General features: G+C 67.9%; 14 protein-coding genes. 9 read left to right on the top strand and 5 right to left on the bottom strand.

From position 1 onward, the window contains the following. Positions 1 to 60: 60 nt before the first annotated feature. Together nudE and cysQ are read left to right on the top strand one after the other, a co-directional pair. Positions 61 to 627 carry an ADP compounds hydrolase NudE gene (gene nudE, locus ACG10_RS18775; RefSeq protein WP_089169364.1) on the top strand — a complete coding sequence of 189 codons (567 nt, stop codon included), beginning with the start codon at positions 61 to 63 and terminating at the stop codon, positions 625 to 627. Beyond that, positions 624 to 1,445, top strand: coding sequence for a 3'(2'),5'-bisphosphate nucleotidase CysQ (gene cysQ, locus ACG10_RS18770; protein ID WP_089169363.1), 822 nt, complete (start codon positions 624 to 626; stop codon positions 1,443 to 1,445). The genes nudE and cysQ overlap by 4 nt, the downstream gene beginning before the upstream one ends. A 42-nt stretch (positions 1,446 to 1,487) precedes the next feature. Here cysQ and ACG10_RS18765 read toward each other — a convergent pair whose 3' ends face one another. The 3 genes from ACG10_RS18765 to ACG10_RS18755 all read right to left on the bottom strand — a co-directional run bounded on the left by ACG10_RS18765 (position 1,488) and on the right by ACG10_RS18755 (position 5,959). Then, positions 1,488 to 3,386: a beta-ketoacyl synthase gene (locus ACG10_RS18765; RefSeq protein ID WP_039806220.1), complete on the bottom strand. Its 1,899-nt coding sequence runs from the start codon at positions 3,384 to 3,386 to the stop codon at positions 1,488 to 1,490. Between the two features lie 311 nt (positions 3,387 to 3,697). Beyond that, on the bottom strand, positions 3,698 to 4,888 hold the full coding sequence (gene metK / locus ACG10_RS18760; RefSeq protein WP_039806217.1) for a methionine adenosyltransferase: 1,191 nt from the start codon (positions 4,886 to 4,888) through the stop codon (positions 3,698 to 3,700). 69 nt (positions 4,889 to 4,957) lie between these two features. Then, positions 4,958 to 5,959: an ArsR/SmtB family transcription factor gene (locus ACG10_RS18755; RefSeq protein ID WP_089169362.1), complete on the bottom strand. Its 1,002-nt coding sequence runs from the start codon at positions 5,957 to 5,959 to the stop codon at positions 4,958 to 4,960. 269 nt (positions 5,960 to 6,228) lie between these two features. On the opposite strand from ACG10_RS18755, the gene tkt reads away from it, so the two are divergent. The 7 genes from tkt (at position 6,229) to ACG10_RS18720 (ending at position 14,102) form a co-directional block, all read left to right on the top strand. After that, a complete protein-coding gene (tkt, locus tag ACG10_RS18750; protein WP_089169361.1) occupies positions 6,229 to 8,226 on the top strand; it encodes a transketolase in 1,998 nt (665 codons plus the stop codon). A 127-nt stretch (positions 8,227 to 8,353) separates the two neighbouring features. Next, positions 8,354 to 9,400: an erythrose-4-phosphate dehydrogenase gene (gene epd, locus ACG10_RS18745; RefSeq protein ID WP_089169360.1), complete on the top strand. Its 1,047-nt coding sequence runs from the start codon at positions 8,354 to 8,356 to the stop codon at positions 9,398 to 9,400. Between the two features lie 32 nt (positions 9,401 to 9,432). Continuing rightward, positions 9,433 to 10,593: a phosphoglycerate kinase gene (locus tag ACG10_RS18740; protein ID WP_089169359.1), complete on the top strand. Its 1,161-nt coding sequence runs from the start codon at positions 9,433 to 9,435 to the stop codon at positions 10,591 to 10,593. A gap of 224 nt (positions 10,594 to 10,817) precedes the next feature. Continuing rightward, positions 10,818 to 11,882, top strand: coding sequence for a class II fructose-bisphosphate aldolase (fba, locus tag ACG10_RS18735; RefSeq protein WP_039806207.1), 1,065 nt, complete (start codon positions 10,818 to 10,820; stop codon positions 11,880 to 11,882). A gap of 122 nt (positions 11,883 to 12,004) precedes the next feature. Further along, complete coding sequence (locus ACG10_RS18730; protein ID WP_089169358.1) at positions 12,005 to 12,520, top strand: YgjP-like metallopeptidase domain-containing protein; 516 nt, start codon at positions 12,005 to 12,007, stop codon at positions 12,518 to 12,520. Positions 12,521 to 12,689: 169 nt separating this feature from the next. Continuing rightward, complete coding sequence (locus ACG10_RS18725; protein WP_089169357.1) at positions 12,690 to 12,968, top strand: DUF3509 domain-containing protein; 279 nt, start codon at positions 12,690 to 12,692, stop codon at positions 12,966 to 12,968. Positions 12,969 to 13,166: 198 nt separating this feature from the next. Next, complete coding sequence (locus ACG10_RS18720; protein WP_039806192.1) at positions 13,167 to 14,102, top strand: DUF808 domain-containing protein; 936 nt, start codon at positions 13,167 to 13,169, stop codon at positions 14,100 to 14,102. Positions 14,103 to 14,116: 14 nt separating this feature from the next. Here the strand turns inward: ACG10_RS18720 and ACG10_RS18715 are convergent, their stop codons facing one another. Beyond that, positions 14,117 to 14,599 (bottom strand): GreA/GreB family elongation factor, encoded by a 483-nt coding sequence (locus ACG10_RS18715; RefSeq protein WP_089169356.1) that lies wholly within the window; start codon positions 14,597 to 14,599, stop codon positions 14,117 to 14,119. Between the two features lie 133 nt (positions 14,600 to 14,732). After that, entirely contained in the window at positions 14,733 to 16,130 is a 1,398-nt protein-coding gene (locus tag ACG10_RS18710) for a cytochrome b6 (protein WP_039806187.1), read from the bottom strand. Positions 16,131 to 16,219 lie beyond the last annotated feature (89 nt).

The raw sequence follows: 16,219 nt of genomic DNA, 5'->3' as shown, positions 1-16,219 counted from the left end.
CCAGCCACAGGGCTCCAGAAGAACGTCCAATCGAGCCTCCCATCCAGTCGAGGAATGACTATGCGCCAGAAACCCACCGTACTCGCTCGAGCGATCGTCGCGACCAGCCGCCTGTTTCGCGTCGAGGAATTGCAGCTGCGCTTCAGCAATGGCGTCGAGCGCACCTATGAGCGTCTGGTGGGCACCGGCAGCGGCTACGGCGCGGTGATGATCGTCGCGCTGATCGACGACCAGCACGCCCTGCTGGTGGAGGAATACTGCGCCGGCACCGACGATTACCAGCTGTCCCTGCCCAAGGGGCTGATCGAGCCGGGCGAGGACATTCTGGTGGCGGCCAACCGCGAACTGAAGGAGGAGGCCGGCTACGGCGCCCACCATCTGGAGTACCTCACCGAGCTGTCCCTGTCGCCCGGCTACATGACCCAGAAGATCCAGGTGGTGCTGGCCCGCGACCTCTACGAAAAGCGTCTGCCGGGCGACGAGCCGGAGCCGATGCGGGTCGAGCGGGTCAACCTGCGCGAGCTGTCCGATTTGGTCCGGCATGCGCAGTTCAGCGAGGGGCGGGCCCTGGCCGCGCTCTATCTGGCACGCGATCTGCTGGTCCAGCGCGGAGTCCTGGTCCTGTGAGCCCTGTCCCGTTCGCCCCGCTGATCGATCTGGTGCGCCAGGCCGGCGCCGCCATCCTGCCGTACTGGCGCGTGGATATCGAGGTGCAGGAGAAGGCCGACGCCTCGCCGGTGACCGCCGCCGACCTGGCCGCGCACCGCGTCCTCTGCGCCGGGCTGCAGGCGCTCGAGCCGGGAATACCGGTGCTCTCCGAGGAGGACTGCGCGATTCCCCTGGCCGAGCGCGCCGGCTGGCGTCGCTGGTGGCTGGTCGACCCGCTGGACGGCACCAAGGAGTTCATCGCCGGCAGCGCGGAGTTCACCGTCAACGTGGCGCTGATCGAGGACGGCCGGGTGCTGTTCGGGGTGGTCGGCGTGCCGGCGACCGGCTGCTGCTACTTCGGCGGCGCCGGACTCGGCGCCTGGCGCAGCGACGCGCCGGGCCTGCAGCAGCCGATCGGCGTGCGCAGCAGCCCGGACGAGGCTTTCACCGTGGTCGCCAGCCGGCGGCACAGCAGCCCGGCCCAGGAACGCCTGCTGCAGGGGCTCGGCGCGCGTTTCGGCAGCCTGCAACTGGCCAGTGTCGGCAGCTCGCTGAAGTTCTGCCAGGTCGCCGAGGGCCGCGCCGACTGCTATCCGCGCCTGGCGCCGACCTCGCAGTGGGACACCGCCGCCGCCCAGGGCGTGCTCGAAGGCGCTGGCGGCGAGGTGCTGGACCTGCAGGGCCGGGCGCTGGACTACGCGGCACGCGCCGACTATCTCAACCCGTCGTTCCTGGCCCTGCCGCTGGCGGCGGACTGGCGCGACGGGCTGCTCGCGCTGGCGCGGACGCTGGAGTGAATGGGAAGGGCGGGGCCAAGGCTCCCGCCGGGCGAGGCTGTCTCAGTCGAGCATGTCGCTGAAGCGCTCGTCCTTCTTGAAGCGGATCGCCTGGCTGAAGCCGGGCAGCTTGATCCCCGCCTTGCTCAGTTCGATGGCGTGGTCGTCGATCATGTCCTGGCCGAAGTTGTAGAGGATGTCGAAGCGCCCCTGCAGGGCCTGCTCGTCGTAGCGGCGGGCGGCCTCGCGGGTGGCTTCGCGGCGTGCGCAGTAGTCGGCGAAGGCGGCCTCGCCGTGGCGCTTGCGCAGCATCTTCTCGGTGATCCGCGGCGACAGCAGCACGCCGGTGGCGTTGTTGCCGCCAAAGCCCTTGGAGTTGATGAAGCAGACGTCCAGGTCGTCGCGGGGCACGTCGCGGGTGGACAGGCGCAGGTGCTTGTCGTGGATATCGTCGGCGAAGCGATCGACGGTCTTGATACCCGGCAGCAGGCCGTACTTGAAGGTACCGAGGGCGGAGATCAGCTGGTCGCCGCTGGCGGTGGCCAGGGAGTGGCCGACATAGGCCTTGACCGCGGCGATCGGCCAGTCGGCGATGCCGAAGACTTCGGCGACGCGGTCCAGCAGCTCCGACTCGGTGACGCGGTTGGCCGGCGTGCTGGAGCCGTGGGCATGGACGAAGCTGCGCTGGCGCACGCCCTCCTCGCCGACCAGCTGCATCGCGCTGGCCACCGCCTTGGCCAGGGTCAGGTAGTTGCCCGGGCCGGGGGCGGAGATGGACTTCTTGAAGCCGTCGGCGTTGACGAACACGTCCGGCGCCGCGCCGTGAATATCGGCGCCCAGCTCCAGGGCCAGGGCATCGTCCATCAGCACCACGTACTGCGCCGCCTCGGCCAGGGTGAACCCGCAGTTGGCGCCGAAGGGTCGGCTGGCGCGGCGGAAATCCACCTCGTCGCGGCCTTCGATATGGCGCAGGCCTTCCTCGGTGGCCAGGGCGCCCATGGCCGCATAGCCCTCGACGATCTCCGGGGTGATGGGCGCCTCGGCGTTGCCGACGATGACCACCCGCGCCTGGCCGGAGGTGATGACGTCGATACCCTTCTGCAGGTTGTAGAGGAAGGTGGCGCAGGCGCCGGTGATGCTGCCGGTGAGGCCGACGCTGCCCAGCACATAGGCGTTGATGAAGTCGGTGGGCATGCTGTTGAAGCCCAGCGGCAGCTGCTTGGCGGAGACGCGGTGACCCTTCAGGCGCGACTGCAGCAGGCCGCCGTAGCCGTTATCGTCGAGCTGGCTCATGATGCTGCTGGAGAACACCGCCACCTCGTCGGGCTGCACGTGGTCGAGGATGGTCTGCCAGTCGATGCCGATGGAGCGCAGCGCGTCGGTGGCGGCTACCACCGACAGCTGCAGGCCGCGCGGGTGGAAGCGCGAGTTGTAGAGTTCCCCCGGCTCGAAGCCGGTGGGCAGCTGGCCGGCGGACTTCACCGGCAGCTCGCGGTAGCTGTCGACCTTGAATTCGCAGCTGCCGTGGATGGTCACCCGTACCTGGTTGCCTTCGAGGGGCTCGACGCTCCAGCTGGCCGGCAGCGGCTCCGGCAGCTGCTTGGTGCTGGTGGTGAAGTGCAGCGGCTCGCCTTCGCTGGACAGTGTCAGGCTCTTCTGCCAGTGGGCGGCGTCGACGTCGAAGTACTGCTTCTCGATGCGTCGGATCAGGGTGGAGGCGAGGATCTGCTCGCCGTGGCGGCGCTCGATCTCGGCCGGGGTGAGGGGCGCGCCGTCGCTGCCGCGGTACTCGCCGTCGACCACGCTGACCAGCTTCATCATCACCGCCAGTCCGGCGAGGGTTTCCTGGCGGGTCTGGGGGTCGAGAGACTCGATGACGGTGCGACGGAAACCGTGGTGGAAGGAGCTGCGACCGGCTGAGTTGTAACCACCAAAACCAACGATGACAGGTAAGCGAGACATAGCTCGAAAAACTCCTCACGCAAGAGAACTGCAGGCTCCGGAATTGGGGGCCGGTCACTGCCAGATTGCCGATCCGCTGTACGGCCCGAGGCTCGGACCTGCCGGATCGGTCACGCCGAAGCGGAATTTGGGATGTCCAGGTTGACGAGATCGTCAACGATCGAGTCACGATCACCGCAGGACGTTCGTCGCTTGGCTTTCGCGGCGGCCCGGGGCGAGGCATCGACGGGGGATCTTAGCCGATTGTAGCCCTGGACTGCAGAGGGGGAAGGCGACGACCGCCGCCACTGTGACGGCGGTCGTCGGAGCGGTCACAGACCGGCAGCGGCGCGCAGCGCCTCGGCCTTGTCGGTGCGCTCCCAGGTGAAGGCGGTGAAGGTGTCGTCGCCGACGGTCATCTCGACCGGCGTGCGGCCGAAGTGGCCGTAGGCTGCGGTCGGACGGTACATCGGGTGCAGCAGGTCGAGCATCTTGGTGATCGCGTACGGGCGCAGGTCGAAGTGCTCGCGGACCAGCTGGACGATGCGCTCGTCGCTGATCTTGCCGGTGCCGAAGGTGTTGACCGAGATGGAGGTCGGCAGGGCCACGCCGATGGCGTAGGACACCTGGATCTCGCAGCGCTCGGCGAGGCCGGCGGCGACGATGTTCTTGGCCACGTAGCGCCCGGCGTAGGCGGCCGAGCGGTCGACCTTGGACGGGTCCTTGCCGGAGAAGGCGCCGCCGCCGTGGCGGGCCATGCCGCCGTAGGAGTCGACGATGATCTTGCGCCCGGTCAGGCCGCAGTCGCCCACCGGGCCGCCGATGACGAACTTGCCGGTCGGGTTGATGTGGAACTGGGTGTCCTTGTGCAGCAGCTCGGCCGGCAGGGTGTGCTTGATGATCAGCTCCATCACCGCCTCCTGCAGATCGGCCTGGCTGATCTCCGGGTTGTGCTGGGTGGACAGCACCACCGCGTCGATGCCGACCACCTTGCCGTTCTCGTAGCGGCAGGTGACCTGGCTCTTGGCGTCCGGGCGCAGCCACGGCAGCAGGCCGCTCTTGCGCGCTTCGGCCTGGCGCTCGACCAGACGGTGGGAGAAGCAGATCGGCGCCGGCATCAGCACGTCGGTCTCGTTGCTGGCGTAGCCGAACATCAGGCCCTGGTCGCCGGCGCCCTGGTCTTCCGGACGGGCGCGGTCGACCCCCTGGTTGATGTCCACCGACTGCTTGCCGATGATGTTGACGATGCCGCAGGTGGCGCCGTCGAAGCCGACATCGGAGCTGTCGTAGCCGATGTCGACGATCACGTCGCGCACCAACTGCTCGAGGTCGACCCAGGCGGAGGTGGTGATCTCGCCGGCGACGATGGCCACGCCGGTCTTCACCAGGGTCTCGCAGGCCACCCGGGCGTGCTTGTCCTCGGCGATGATGGCGTCGAGCACCGCATCGGAGATCTGGTCGGCGATCTTGTCCGGATGGCCTTCGGACACGGACTCGGAGGTGAAAAGGGAATATTCGCTCATCGATCGGTTCCTGTTGTTTACCGGTGGCTGAGTCGGCCTCGCGGCCGTGTCATGCAATGTTCAATGGGATCACTGTCGTTCGCCGGCGCCCATCGGTGACCTGGCGAAGTGCCGTATCTGGATCTGGAAGCCGTTGCGCAGGCCGATGTACAGGCTTTCGCCGGGCTCCAGGCCGGCCTCCGCGGCCCAGCGCGCCAGCTCGTCCTGGTCGAAGCCGAGCCAGAGGTCGCCGCAGGCTTCGCGGGCCCAGGCCTGGTCATGGCGGCACAGCTCGGTCAGCAGCAGACTGCCGCCCGGCCTGACCCGTGCGGCCAGCCGCTTCAGCGCTTCGGCCGGTGCGGCGAAGTGATGCAGCACCATGTTCAGCACCACGCAGTCGGCGTGCTCCTGTCCGTCCTGCAGCGCATCGGCGAGCTTCAGCGCGACGTTCTCCAGGCCTTCCTGGGCGCAGCGCTGGCGCGCCAGCTCGAGCATCGCCGGGCTGTTGTCCAGGGCCGTCACCTTCGCGAAGCGCCGCGCCAGCTCCGGCAGCAGGGCGCCGTCGCCGGGGCCGACCTCCAGCGCGCAGGCCGAGTCGGCGAAGCCCAGGGCGTCGAGCAGGGCCAGCAGGCTGTCGCGGTACTGCGGCAGGCCGGCGATCAGGTCCTGCTGGGCCTGGAACTTGTCCGCCATGCGGCTGAAGAAGTCGCGGCTGACCGCGGCGCGCTGGGCATGCACCTCGCCGATCCGCGTGCGGATCGCGGCTTCCAGCTCCAGGGCGTCGACCTCCGCCAGCAGCGCCGCGCGCAGCATGCCGCCGAAGCCGGCGGCGGCCGGCAGGGCGCGGCGGTAGAAGATCGCGTTGCCCTCGCGGCGCGTCGCCACCAGCCCGGCCTGGGCCAGCACCTTGAGGTGGTGGCTGATGCCCGACTGGCCGATGGCGAAGATCTGCGCCAGCTCCAGCACACCGAAGGAATCGCTGGCCAGCACGCGCAGCACCCTGAGACGCAGCGCATCGCCGCCGGCCTTGCAGAGGGCGGCCAGCTCGTCGCAGTCGTCGTGGCGGCGGAGGGTGGGGACACGCAGGTTCATGGGGCAGGCAGTCTAGTCGGTCGATTTTCGCCCAGCAAGGCTGTATCAAAAAGTTTTGATATTGTCCTCGGCAGGGAGGTCGACGGTCGCCGGAGAGGGGCGACCTGCTGCGCTCCGTCAGGAGATCGGCAGGCAAGGAGGCGGGTCTGCTGCAGGCTGCTAATCTGGCGGGTTACGGCCACTTCGACCATCCGCGATTGCCGCTGCCCGTGCGGCTGGGCGAAAATAGCCGACTTTTTCGATTCAGTACCCCCGCAGGAGATTCAGCGATGCCCAGCCGTCGTGAGCGTGCCAATGCCATCCGTGCCCTCAGCATGGATGCCGTGCAGAAAGCCAACAGCGGCCACCCCGGCGCCCCCATGGGCATGGCGGATATCGCCGAAGTGCTGTGGCGCGACTACCTCAGCCACAACCCGGGCAACCCGCAGTGGGCCGACCGTGACCGTTTCGTGCTGTCCAACGGCCATGGCTCGATGCTGATCTATTCGCTGCTGCACCTGACCGGCTACGACCTCTCCATCGACGACCTGAAGAACTTCCGCCAGCTCGGCAGCCGCACCCCAGGCCATCCGGAATACGGCTACACCCCCGGCGTCGAGACCACCACCGGCCCGCTCGGCCAGGGCATCGCCAACGCCGTCGGCATGGCCGTGGCGGAGAAGGTGCTGGCCGCACAGTTCAACCGCCCGGGCCATACCATCGTCGACCACCACACCTACGTGTTCCTCGGCGACGGCTGCCTGATGGAGGGCATCTCCCACGAGGTCTGCTCGCTGGCCGGCACCCTGGGGCTCAACAAGCTGATCGCCTTCTACGACGACAACGGCATCTCCATCGATGGCGAGGTGCATGGCTGGTTCACCGACGACACCCCGGCGCGCTTCGAGGCCTACGGCTGGCTGGTGATCCGCAACGTCGACGGCCATGACTCCGACGAGATCAAGACCGCCCTCGAGACCGCGCGCAAGAGCGAGCGGCCGACCCTGATCTGCTGCAAGACGGTGATCGGCTTCGGCTCGCCGAACAAGCAGGGCAAGGAGGAGTGCCACGGCGCCGCGCTGGGCGCCGAGGAGGTCGCCCTGACCCGCGCCGCGCTGGGCTGGAGCCACGCGCCGTTCGTGATCCCTGCCGAGCTCTACGCCGCCTGGGACGCCAGGGCCGCCGGCGCCGCCCGCGAGGCCGAGTGGAACCAGCGTTTCGCCGTCTACCAGGCCGAGTATCCGGAGCTGGCCGCGGAGTTCCTGCGCCGCAGCCGCGGCGAGCTGCCGGAAGGCTTCGCCGCGAAGGCCGCCGAGTACGTCGCCGAAGTCGCCGCCAAGGGCGAAGCCATCGCCAGCCGCAAGGCCAGCCAGAACGCGCTGAACGCCTTCGGCCCGCTGCTGCCGGAATTCCTCGGCGGCTCGGCGGACCTGGCCGGCTCCAACCTGACCCTGTGGAAGGGCTGCCAGGCGCTGAAGGCGGACGACGCCTCCGGCAACTACCTGTACTACGGCGTGCGCGAGTTCGGCATGAGCGCGATCATGAACGGCATCGCCCTGCACGGCGGTTTCATTCCCTACGGCGCCACCTTCCTGGTGTTCATGGAATACGCCTGCAACGCCGTGCGCATGGCCGCGCTGATGAGGCAGCGCGTGCTGTTCGTCTACACCCACGACTCCATCGGTCTTGGCGAGGACGGCCCGACCCACCAGCCGGTCGAGCAGCTGGCCAGCCTGCGTAGCACGCCGAACCTCGACACCTGGCGTCCGTGCGACGCGGTGGAGTCCGCGGTGGCCTGGAAAGGCGCCATCGAGCGCCAGGACGGCCCGAGCGCCCTGGTGTTCAGCCGCCAGAACCTGCCGCATCAGGCGCGCAGCGAGGCGCAGATCGCCGACATCGCCCGCGGCGGCTACGTGCTCAGGGACTGCGCCGGCGAGCCGGAGCTGATCCTCATCGCCACCGGCTCGGAAGTCGCCCTGGCCGTGCAGGCCTTCGACAGGCTGAGCGCCGAGGGGCGTCGGGTGCGCGTCGTCTCCATGCCCTCGACCAGCGTGTTCGACCGCCAGGACGCCGCCTGGAAGCAGGCCGTGCTGCCGCTCCAGGTCGGCGCGCGGATCGCCATCGAGGCCGCGCATGCCGACTTCTGGTACAAGTACGTCGGTCTGGAAGGACGCATCATCGGCATGACCAGCTTCGGCGAGTCCGCCCCGGCCGGCGCGCTCTTCGAGCACTTCGGCTTCACCCTCGACAACCTGCTGGCCACCGCCGAGGAACTGCTCGAGGACTGATGTGCCGGCTCTCCTCTCCCGCGTGCGGGATAGGAGGCAGGGGAGAGGGCGTGGCCGGCGCCCCCGTCTCCTCGACCTTCTCCCCTGCGGGGGAGCGGGAGCGAATCGCCTACCGCCGAGATCTGTCATGTCCAACCCTCCCTACCGCGTCGCCCTCAACGGCTATGGCCGCATCGGCCGCTGCGTTTTGCGTGCCCACTATGAGCGGGGCGCGTCGGCGGAGTTCCGCATCGTCGCCCTCAACGACCTGGCCGACCAGGCCAGCGTCGAATACCTGACCCGCTTCGACTCCACCCACGGACGCTTCCCCGGCGCGGTGCGGGTGGAGGGCGACCGGCTGTGCCTGAACGGCGACGCGCTGCAGGTGCTGCGCGTCCCGACCCCGGAAGCCGTCGACTGGGCGGCGCTGGGCATCGACCTGGTGCTGGAGTGCTCCGGCGTCTATCACAGCCGCGCCGACGGCGAGCGCTTCCTGCGCGCCGGTGCGCCGCGGGTGCTGTTCTCCCAGCCGATGGCCAGCGAGCACGACGTCGACGCCACCATCGTCTACGGGGTCAACCAGGAGCGCCTGCGGGGCGGCGAGCGGCTGGTCTCCAATGCCTCCTGCACCACCAACTGCAGCGTGCCCTTGCTGAAACTGCTGAACGAGGCGATCGGCCTGGAGTACATCTCCATCACCACCATCCATTCGGCGATGAACGACCAGCCGGTGATCGACGCCTACCACCACGAGGACCTGCGCCGCACGCGTTCGGCCTTCCAGTCGGTGATCCCGGTGTCGACCGGCCTGGCCCGCGGCATCGAGCGCCTGCTGCCGGAACTTTCCGGGCGCATCCAGGCCAAAGCCGTGCGCGTGCCGACGCTCAACGTCTCCTGTCTCGACATCACCCTGCAGACCGCCCGCGACACCTCGGCCGAGGAAGTCAACCGCGTGCTGCGCCAGGCTGCCGAGCAGGGTCCGCTCAAGGGATTGCTGGACTACACCGAATTGCCCCACGCCAGCTGCGATTTCAACCATGACCCCCACTCGGCCATCGTCGATGGCAGCCAGACCCGCGTTTCCGGCCCCCGGCTGGTCAACCTGCTGGCCTGGTTCGACAACGAGTGGGGTTTCGCCAACCGCATGCTCGACGTCGCCTCGCACTGGCTGAACGTCGCCGCAGCACGACAATAAAACTCTCTGCCTCCTCTGGAAGGACCGACCGCATGACCGTGTTGAAGATGACCGACCTCGACCTCAAGGGTAAGCGCGTACTCATCCGCGAAGACCTCAACGTGCCGGTGAAGGACGGCGTGGTGAAGAGCGACGCCCGCATCCTCGCCGCCTTGCCGACCATCAGGCTGGCGCTGGAGAAGGGCGCGGCGCTGATGGTCTGCTCGCACCTGGGCCGGCCCACCGAGGGCGAGTACTCCGAGGAGAACAGCCTTCAGCCGGTCGCCGACTATCTGAGCAAGGCCCTCGGCCGCGAGGTGCCGCTGCTCAAGGACTACCTCGACGGTGTGAACGTCGAGCCCGGCCAGCTGGTGCTGTTCGAGAACGTGCGCTTCAACAAGGGCGAGAAGAAGAACAGCGATGAGCTGGCGCAGCGGTACGCCGCGCTGTGCGACGTGTTCGTCATGGACGCCTTCGGCACCGCCCACCGCGCCGAGGGCTCGACCCACGGCGTCGCCAAGTTCGCCAAGGTCGCCTGCGCCGGTCCCCTCTTGGCCGCCGAGCTGGACGCGCTGGGCAAGGCGCTGGACAACCCGCAGCGGCCGATGGCCGCCATCGTCGCCGGCTCCAAGGTGTCCACCAAGCTCGACGTGCTCAACTCCCTGAGCCAGGTCTGCGACCAGCTGATCGTCGGTGGCGGCATCGCCAACACCTTCCTCGCCGCGGCCGGCTACAAGGTCGGCAAGTCGCTCTACGAAGCCGACCTGGTCGACACCGCCAAGGCCATCGCCGCCAAGGTCAGCGTGCCGCTGCCGGTGGACGTGGTGGTCGCCAAGGCCTTCGCCGAAGACGCCGAGGCCACCGTCAAGGCCATCGCGGACGTCGCCGACGACGACATGATCCTCGACATCGGCCCGCAGACCGCCGCGCAGTTCGCCGAACTGCTGAAATCCTGCAAGACCATCCTGTGGAACGGCCCGGTCGGGGTGTTCGAGTTCGACCAGTTCGGCAACGGCACCAAGGTCCTGGCCCAGGCCATCGCCGACGGCGACGCCTTCTCCATCGCCGGCGGTGGCGACACCCTGGCGGCCATCGACAAATACAGCGTGGGCGAGAAGATCTCCTACATTTCCACTGGGGGTGGCGCCTTCCTCGAGTTCGTCGAGGGCAAGGTGCTGCCGGCCGTGGCGGTGCTGGAAGAGCGCGCCAAGTAATACCCGTGTCTTGATGGCTCCCACGCTCCGGCGTGGGAGCCACGCCCGGGACGCTCCGGCGTCCCGGTGCATGGACGCCGGAGCGTCCGGGGAGGCGTTCCCACGCGGGAACGTGGGAACGATCAGCTCGCTCCTACGGGCGCGCTACCCGAAATTCGTGACCCTGGCTGTGCCCCCGCGGCCAGCCGGGCAGCGATCCAACGATCATCATTGGGAGTAGAAAGATGGCACTTATCAGCATGCGTCAGCTGCTGGACCACGCCGCCGAATTCGGCTACGGCGTGCCGGCCTTCAACGTCAACAACCTCGAGCAGATGCGCGCCATCATGGAAGCGGCCGACAAGACCGACTCGCCGGTGATCGTCCAGGCCTCCGCCGGCGCGCGCAAATACGCCGGCGCACCCTTCCTGCGCCACCTGATCCTCGCCGCCATCGAGGAATTCCCGCACATCCCGGTGTGCATGCACCAGGACCACGGCACCAGCCCGGACGTCTGCCAGCGCTCCATCCAGCTGGGCTTCAGCTCGGTGATGATGGACGGCTCGCTGCGTGAAGACGGCAAGACCCCTGCCGACTACGAGTACAACGTCCGCGTGACCCAGCAGACCGTGGCGTTTGCCCACGCCTGTGGCGTCTCCGTGGAAGGCGAGCTGGGCTGCCTGGGCAGTCTGGAAACCGGCCAGGCCGGCGAGGAGGACGGTGTCGGCGCCGAGGGCATCCTCGACCACAGCCAGATGCTCACCGATCCGGAAGAGGCGGCCGCCTTCGTCAAGGCCACCCAGGTCGACGCCCTGGCCATCGCCATCGGCACCAGCCACGGCGCCTACAAGTTCACCAAGCCGCCGACCGGCGACATCCTCGCCATCGAGCGCATCAGGGAAATCCACAAGCGCATCCCCGACACTCACCTGGTGATGCACGGCTCCAGCTCCGTGCCGCAGGACTGGCTGAAGGTGATCAACGAATACGGCGGCGACATCAAGGAAACCTACGGCGTGCCGGTCGAGGAAATCGTCGAGGGCATCAAGTACGGCGTGCGCAAGGTCAACATCGACACCGACCTGCGCCTGGCCTCCACCGGCGCGATCCGCCGCTTCATGGGCCAGAACCCCAGCGAGTTCGACCCGCGCAAGTACCTGGCCAAGACCGTCGAGGCCATGCGCGACGTCTGCATCGCCCGCTACGAAGCCTTCGGCACCGCCGGCCACGCCTCGAAGATCAAGCCGATCTCCCTGGAAGGCATGTTCCAGCGCTATGCCAAGGGTGAGCTGGCGGCGAAGGTCAACTGAGCCCCGGCTCCACCGTCGACCCACAAGGCCCGCTGTGTGCGGGCCTTGTGCTTTCCGCCGTGCGATCGCACCTGCGCCGTGCGGGTAGAATGGCGTCCGCCATTCCCGTCCGAGTCGAGTCGATGATCCCGCTCAAATACCTCGCCGCCTATCCCGTCCATCTGCAGGATCAGGTCCGCCGGCTGATCGCCGAGGAGCGCCTCGGCGAGTATCTGGAGAAGCGCTATCCCGGCCGCCACGACGTGCAGAGCGACAAGGCGCTGTACGTCTACACCATGGACCTCAAGCAGCAGTACCTGCGCAATGCGCCGGGCATCGACAAGGTGCTCTACGACAGCAAGCGGGACGTGCTGCGCAACGCCCTCGGCCTGCACACCGCGATCTCGCGGGTGCAGGGCGGCCGGCTCAAGGCGAAGAAGGAGATCCGCGTGGCCGCGCTGTTTCGCGAGGCGGCGCCGGAGTTCCTCGCGATGATCGTGGTGCACGAGCTGGCGCACCTGCGCGAGTTCGACCACAACAAGGCCTTCTACCAGCTCTGCGAGCACATGCTGCCCGGCTACCACCAGCTGGAGTTCGACCTGCGCGTCTACCTGACTTGGCGTGAGCTGCCCGGGCAGGACACCCTGGCGGGCCGCTGAGTCCTTCTCCCCGTCCGGCAAAATGCACGCTGCGCTGGCCTGCGGTCTTGCACTTTGCAAGACGTTCTTCTGTTCTTCATTTGCAACTTACTGATTAAAAAGGAAATTACTGCTGGCATGAGAGTTGCCCAAGCTTTGCCGCGGAACCACACGATCAGGGAGTAGCTTCATGAAGCAGATAGTAGAAACGTTTGTCGCCGCTTTTCCCGACTGCGAGGTCCTTCTCGAGCGGCGTCCGGACGGCAGCCTGCTGCTCACCCTGCAGCAAGGGGAGCGTCTGGTGCTGCGTCGCGCCCTGTCCCTCGCCCAGCTGCGAAACCGCCTGCAGCTCGACGGGCTGATCGGCTCGATCCAGCGCGACCTGGCCATCGAGGCCGGCCAGGCGCCGATGCTCGCCATGTTGCAACGTCAGAGCCGCCTGCGTCTGCCCACCTACGCCTTGACCTGATACGGAGGGACGCCCGCCGTCTCCGCGGCGCATTCACCTGTCCGGCCCGGCCTCCTGCCGGGCCTTTGTCTGGGCAGGGCGCACAAATTTCCTGCAGTTTCTCCGGCCATCTTTGCCGTGTCCTGCCGACCTGCTTTACTGGCGGCCCGCGCCAGGTCCGCCAACCCGCCTGGCTCTTCCCCAACAAGGAGTTCCCCCATGGCTGGTAGCAGTCTGCTAACCCTGATCGACGATATCGCCACCCTGCTCGACGACGTCTCGGTGATGACCAAGCTCGCGGCGAAGAAGACCGCCGGCGTGCTCGGCGACGACCTCGCCCTCAATGCCCAGCAGGTCGCCGGCGTGCAGGCCGAGCGGGAGCTGCCGGTGGTCTGGGCGGTGGCCAAGGGCTCGCTGCTGAACAAGGTGATCCTGGTGCCCGCCGCGCTGCTGATCAGCGCCCTGGCGCCCTGGCTGATCACTCCGCTGTTGATGCTCGGCGGCGCCTTCCTCTGTTACGAGGGCTTCGAGAAGCTGGCGCACAAGCTGACCCACAGCGCCGCCGAGGACGAGGCCGAGCACGCCGAGCTGACCGCCGCGCTGGTCGATCCCAACATCGATCTGGTCGCCTTCGAGCAGGACAAGATCAAGGGCGCGATCCGCACCGACTTCATCCTTTCTGCCGAGATCATCGCGATCAGCCTCGGCACCGTGGCGCAGGCCGCCTTCACCACCCAGGTCGCGGTGCTGGTGGGCATCTCGCTGATCGTGACCGTCGGCGTCTACGGGCTGGTCGCCGGCATCGTCAAGCTGGACGACCTCGGGCTTTACCTCGAACGCCAGCCCGACGCGCTGCTGAACCGTCTCGGTCAGGGCCTGCTGGCGGCTGCGCCCTGGCTGATGAAGGCCCTGTCGGTGGTCGGCACCGCGGCGATGTTCCTGGTCGGCGGCGGCATCCTGGTGCACGGTCTGCCGTTCCTCGCCCACTGGCTGCATGGTCTGGAAGCCACCACCAACGGCTTGCCGACCGTCGGCAGCATTCTTTCGGCGCTGCTGCCGACTCTGGCCAACGCCGTGGTCGGCATCGTCGCCGGCGGCCTGGTGCTGGCCGGCGTCACGCTGGTCAAGCGCGTGCTGAAGGCCTTCGGCCGCTGAGGCGTGCGGGCCCCTCAATCGACCTCCAGTACCTCGTAACACCGGCGCACCCCGGCCAGCGCCAGCTCGATCTCTTCCCCTTCGCCCCGGCCGAGCAGGCACTGGCCGAGCGGCGAGCGCGGGGTGATGACCATCACCTGCCGGTCGCCGGCCTGCACCTTGAGGCCGGCGGCGTCCGGGCCGAGAAACAGCGTCTGCTCCTCGCCCTGCCCATCGACCAGGCGCACCAGGGCGGTCAGCTGGATACCCCGTTCGGCATCGAAGGGACGCAGCTGCAGGTTCTGGTAGAGGCTCAGGGCCTGGCGGATTTCCTCTACCCGGCGCGACTGGCCGGCCGCCAGATAGGCGGCCTCCAGCCCGCGGGTGTCGTACTTGTTCTCGGCGAGACTCTCTTCGTGGGTCGCCGCTTCGTGGGCCGTCTGCGCGGCCTGCCGGGCGAGGGCGAAGTCGTCCTCCAGGCGGGCGAGGATCAGCTGCAACAGGTGGGTTTTGGTCATCGGAAGGCGTCGGGAAAAACGGGGGATCGGAGCGCGTTGGCGCCCGTGCGGACGCCATTGTGCCTGAAGGGTGGAGGACGGCGCGGGCCATCGGGGGGATGATGCCGTGGGCGTCATCCCCCGGTCGAGTGCCTCAGAGCGTGCGCAGGAAGGCCACCAGGTCGGCCTTTTCCTCCGCACTCAGGCCGCGCTGCAGCACCAGGTTGAAGAACTCCACGGTGTCGTCCAGGGTCAGCAGGCGGCCGTCGTGCAGGTACGGCGGCGAGTCCTTGATGCCGCGCAGCGGGAAGGTCTTGATCGGCCCGTCGGCCTTGGCCAGGCGGCCGTTGATGTTCTGCGGCTCGAAGAAGCGCTCGGTCTTCAGGTTGTGCATCGAGTTGTCGGTGAAGTAGGGCGGCGCGTGGCAGCCGGCGCAGGCGGCCTTGCCGTAGAACAGCGCCTCGCCGCGCAGCTCCTGCTCGCTGGCCTGGCCGCGGATCAGCCGGCCCTCGACGCCCAGCTTGGGCGCCGGCGGGAAGTCCAGGATGTTCTGGAACTCGCCCATGAAGTGCACCTGGCTGCCGCGCTCGAGAATGTTCACCCCCTTCTTGGTGGCGATCACCGGGTCGCCGTCGAAGTAGGCGGCGCGCTGCTCGAACTCGGTGAAATCCTCCACCGATTTCAGCGCGCGCTGCGAGCCGAACAGCCGCTGGATATTCACCCCGCGCAGCGACGGGGTGTCGATGCGATGGCGCAGCTCCTGCGGGCGGATGTCGCCGACCAGGTGGGTGGCGGCGTTGGTGTGGCCGTTGGCGTGACAGTCCAGGCAGGCCACGCCGCGGTGCGGGTGCTCGCTGCGGCGGTCCTCGGTGGCGTTGAACTGCTGCTGCGGAAAGGGCGTGAGCAACAGGCGCAGGCCTTCGAGCTGCTTGGGATTGAGGATGCCGTTGAACAGCTCGTGGAAGTTGAACAGGGTCACCTGCTTGCCTTGCGACACGTCGCCCAGATCCGGGCGGGTGGTGAGAAAGATCGGCGCCGGGAACTCGGGCAGGAAGTGGTCGGGCAGGTCGAAGTCCAGGTCGAAGCGGGTCAGGTCGCGCTGCTCCTGCTTATTGATCTCGTCGATCATGAACTGCGGGAAGAGCATGCCGCCCTCGCCGTGCTTGGGATGCGGCAGCGGCATGAAGCCGGCCGGAAACAGGCGCTTGCCGCGGATGTCCTCGGGACTCATGCGTCCCAGGTCGTCCCAATTGGTGCCGCTGGACAGCTTGACCCGCACGCCGCCCTGCACCGGCTTGCCCCTGCTCATGGTGACGCCCTGGACGGGCTTGTCGGCGAGGTCGTAGCGCGCATCCAGCAGGCGGCGTTGGGTCTGCGCCACGCCGGCTTTCTCGCCCGCGAGACGGTTCTTGGTGGACTCGAAATCTTCTGTGATCGCCACCGGCGAATAGCTGCTCGGCTTCTCCTCCGGTGCGGCCTGGGCGCTGCCGGCCAGGTTCAGAACCAGGGCGAAGGGGATCGCCAGGCCTGCTGTTACTGTTGTTCTGCTCATGAAGTTCTCCCAGCGATGAATATTTCGAGGGAACAGCAACAGGTATAGCCGAGCGTGCCGGGGAAGGCGAAAGGCCGGGAAAGTGCCCG

The organism is Azotobacter chroococcum, from assembly GCF_002220155.1.
GTDB lineage: Bacteria > Pseudomonadota > Gammaproteobacteria > Pseudomonadales > Pseudomonadaceae > Azotobacter > Azotobacter chroococcum.
Note: the sequence above shows the minus strand (reverse complement) of the source record. Positions and strands in the feature narration are given on the sequence as shown.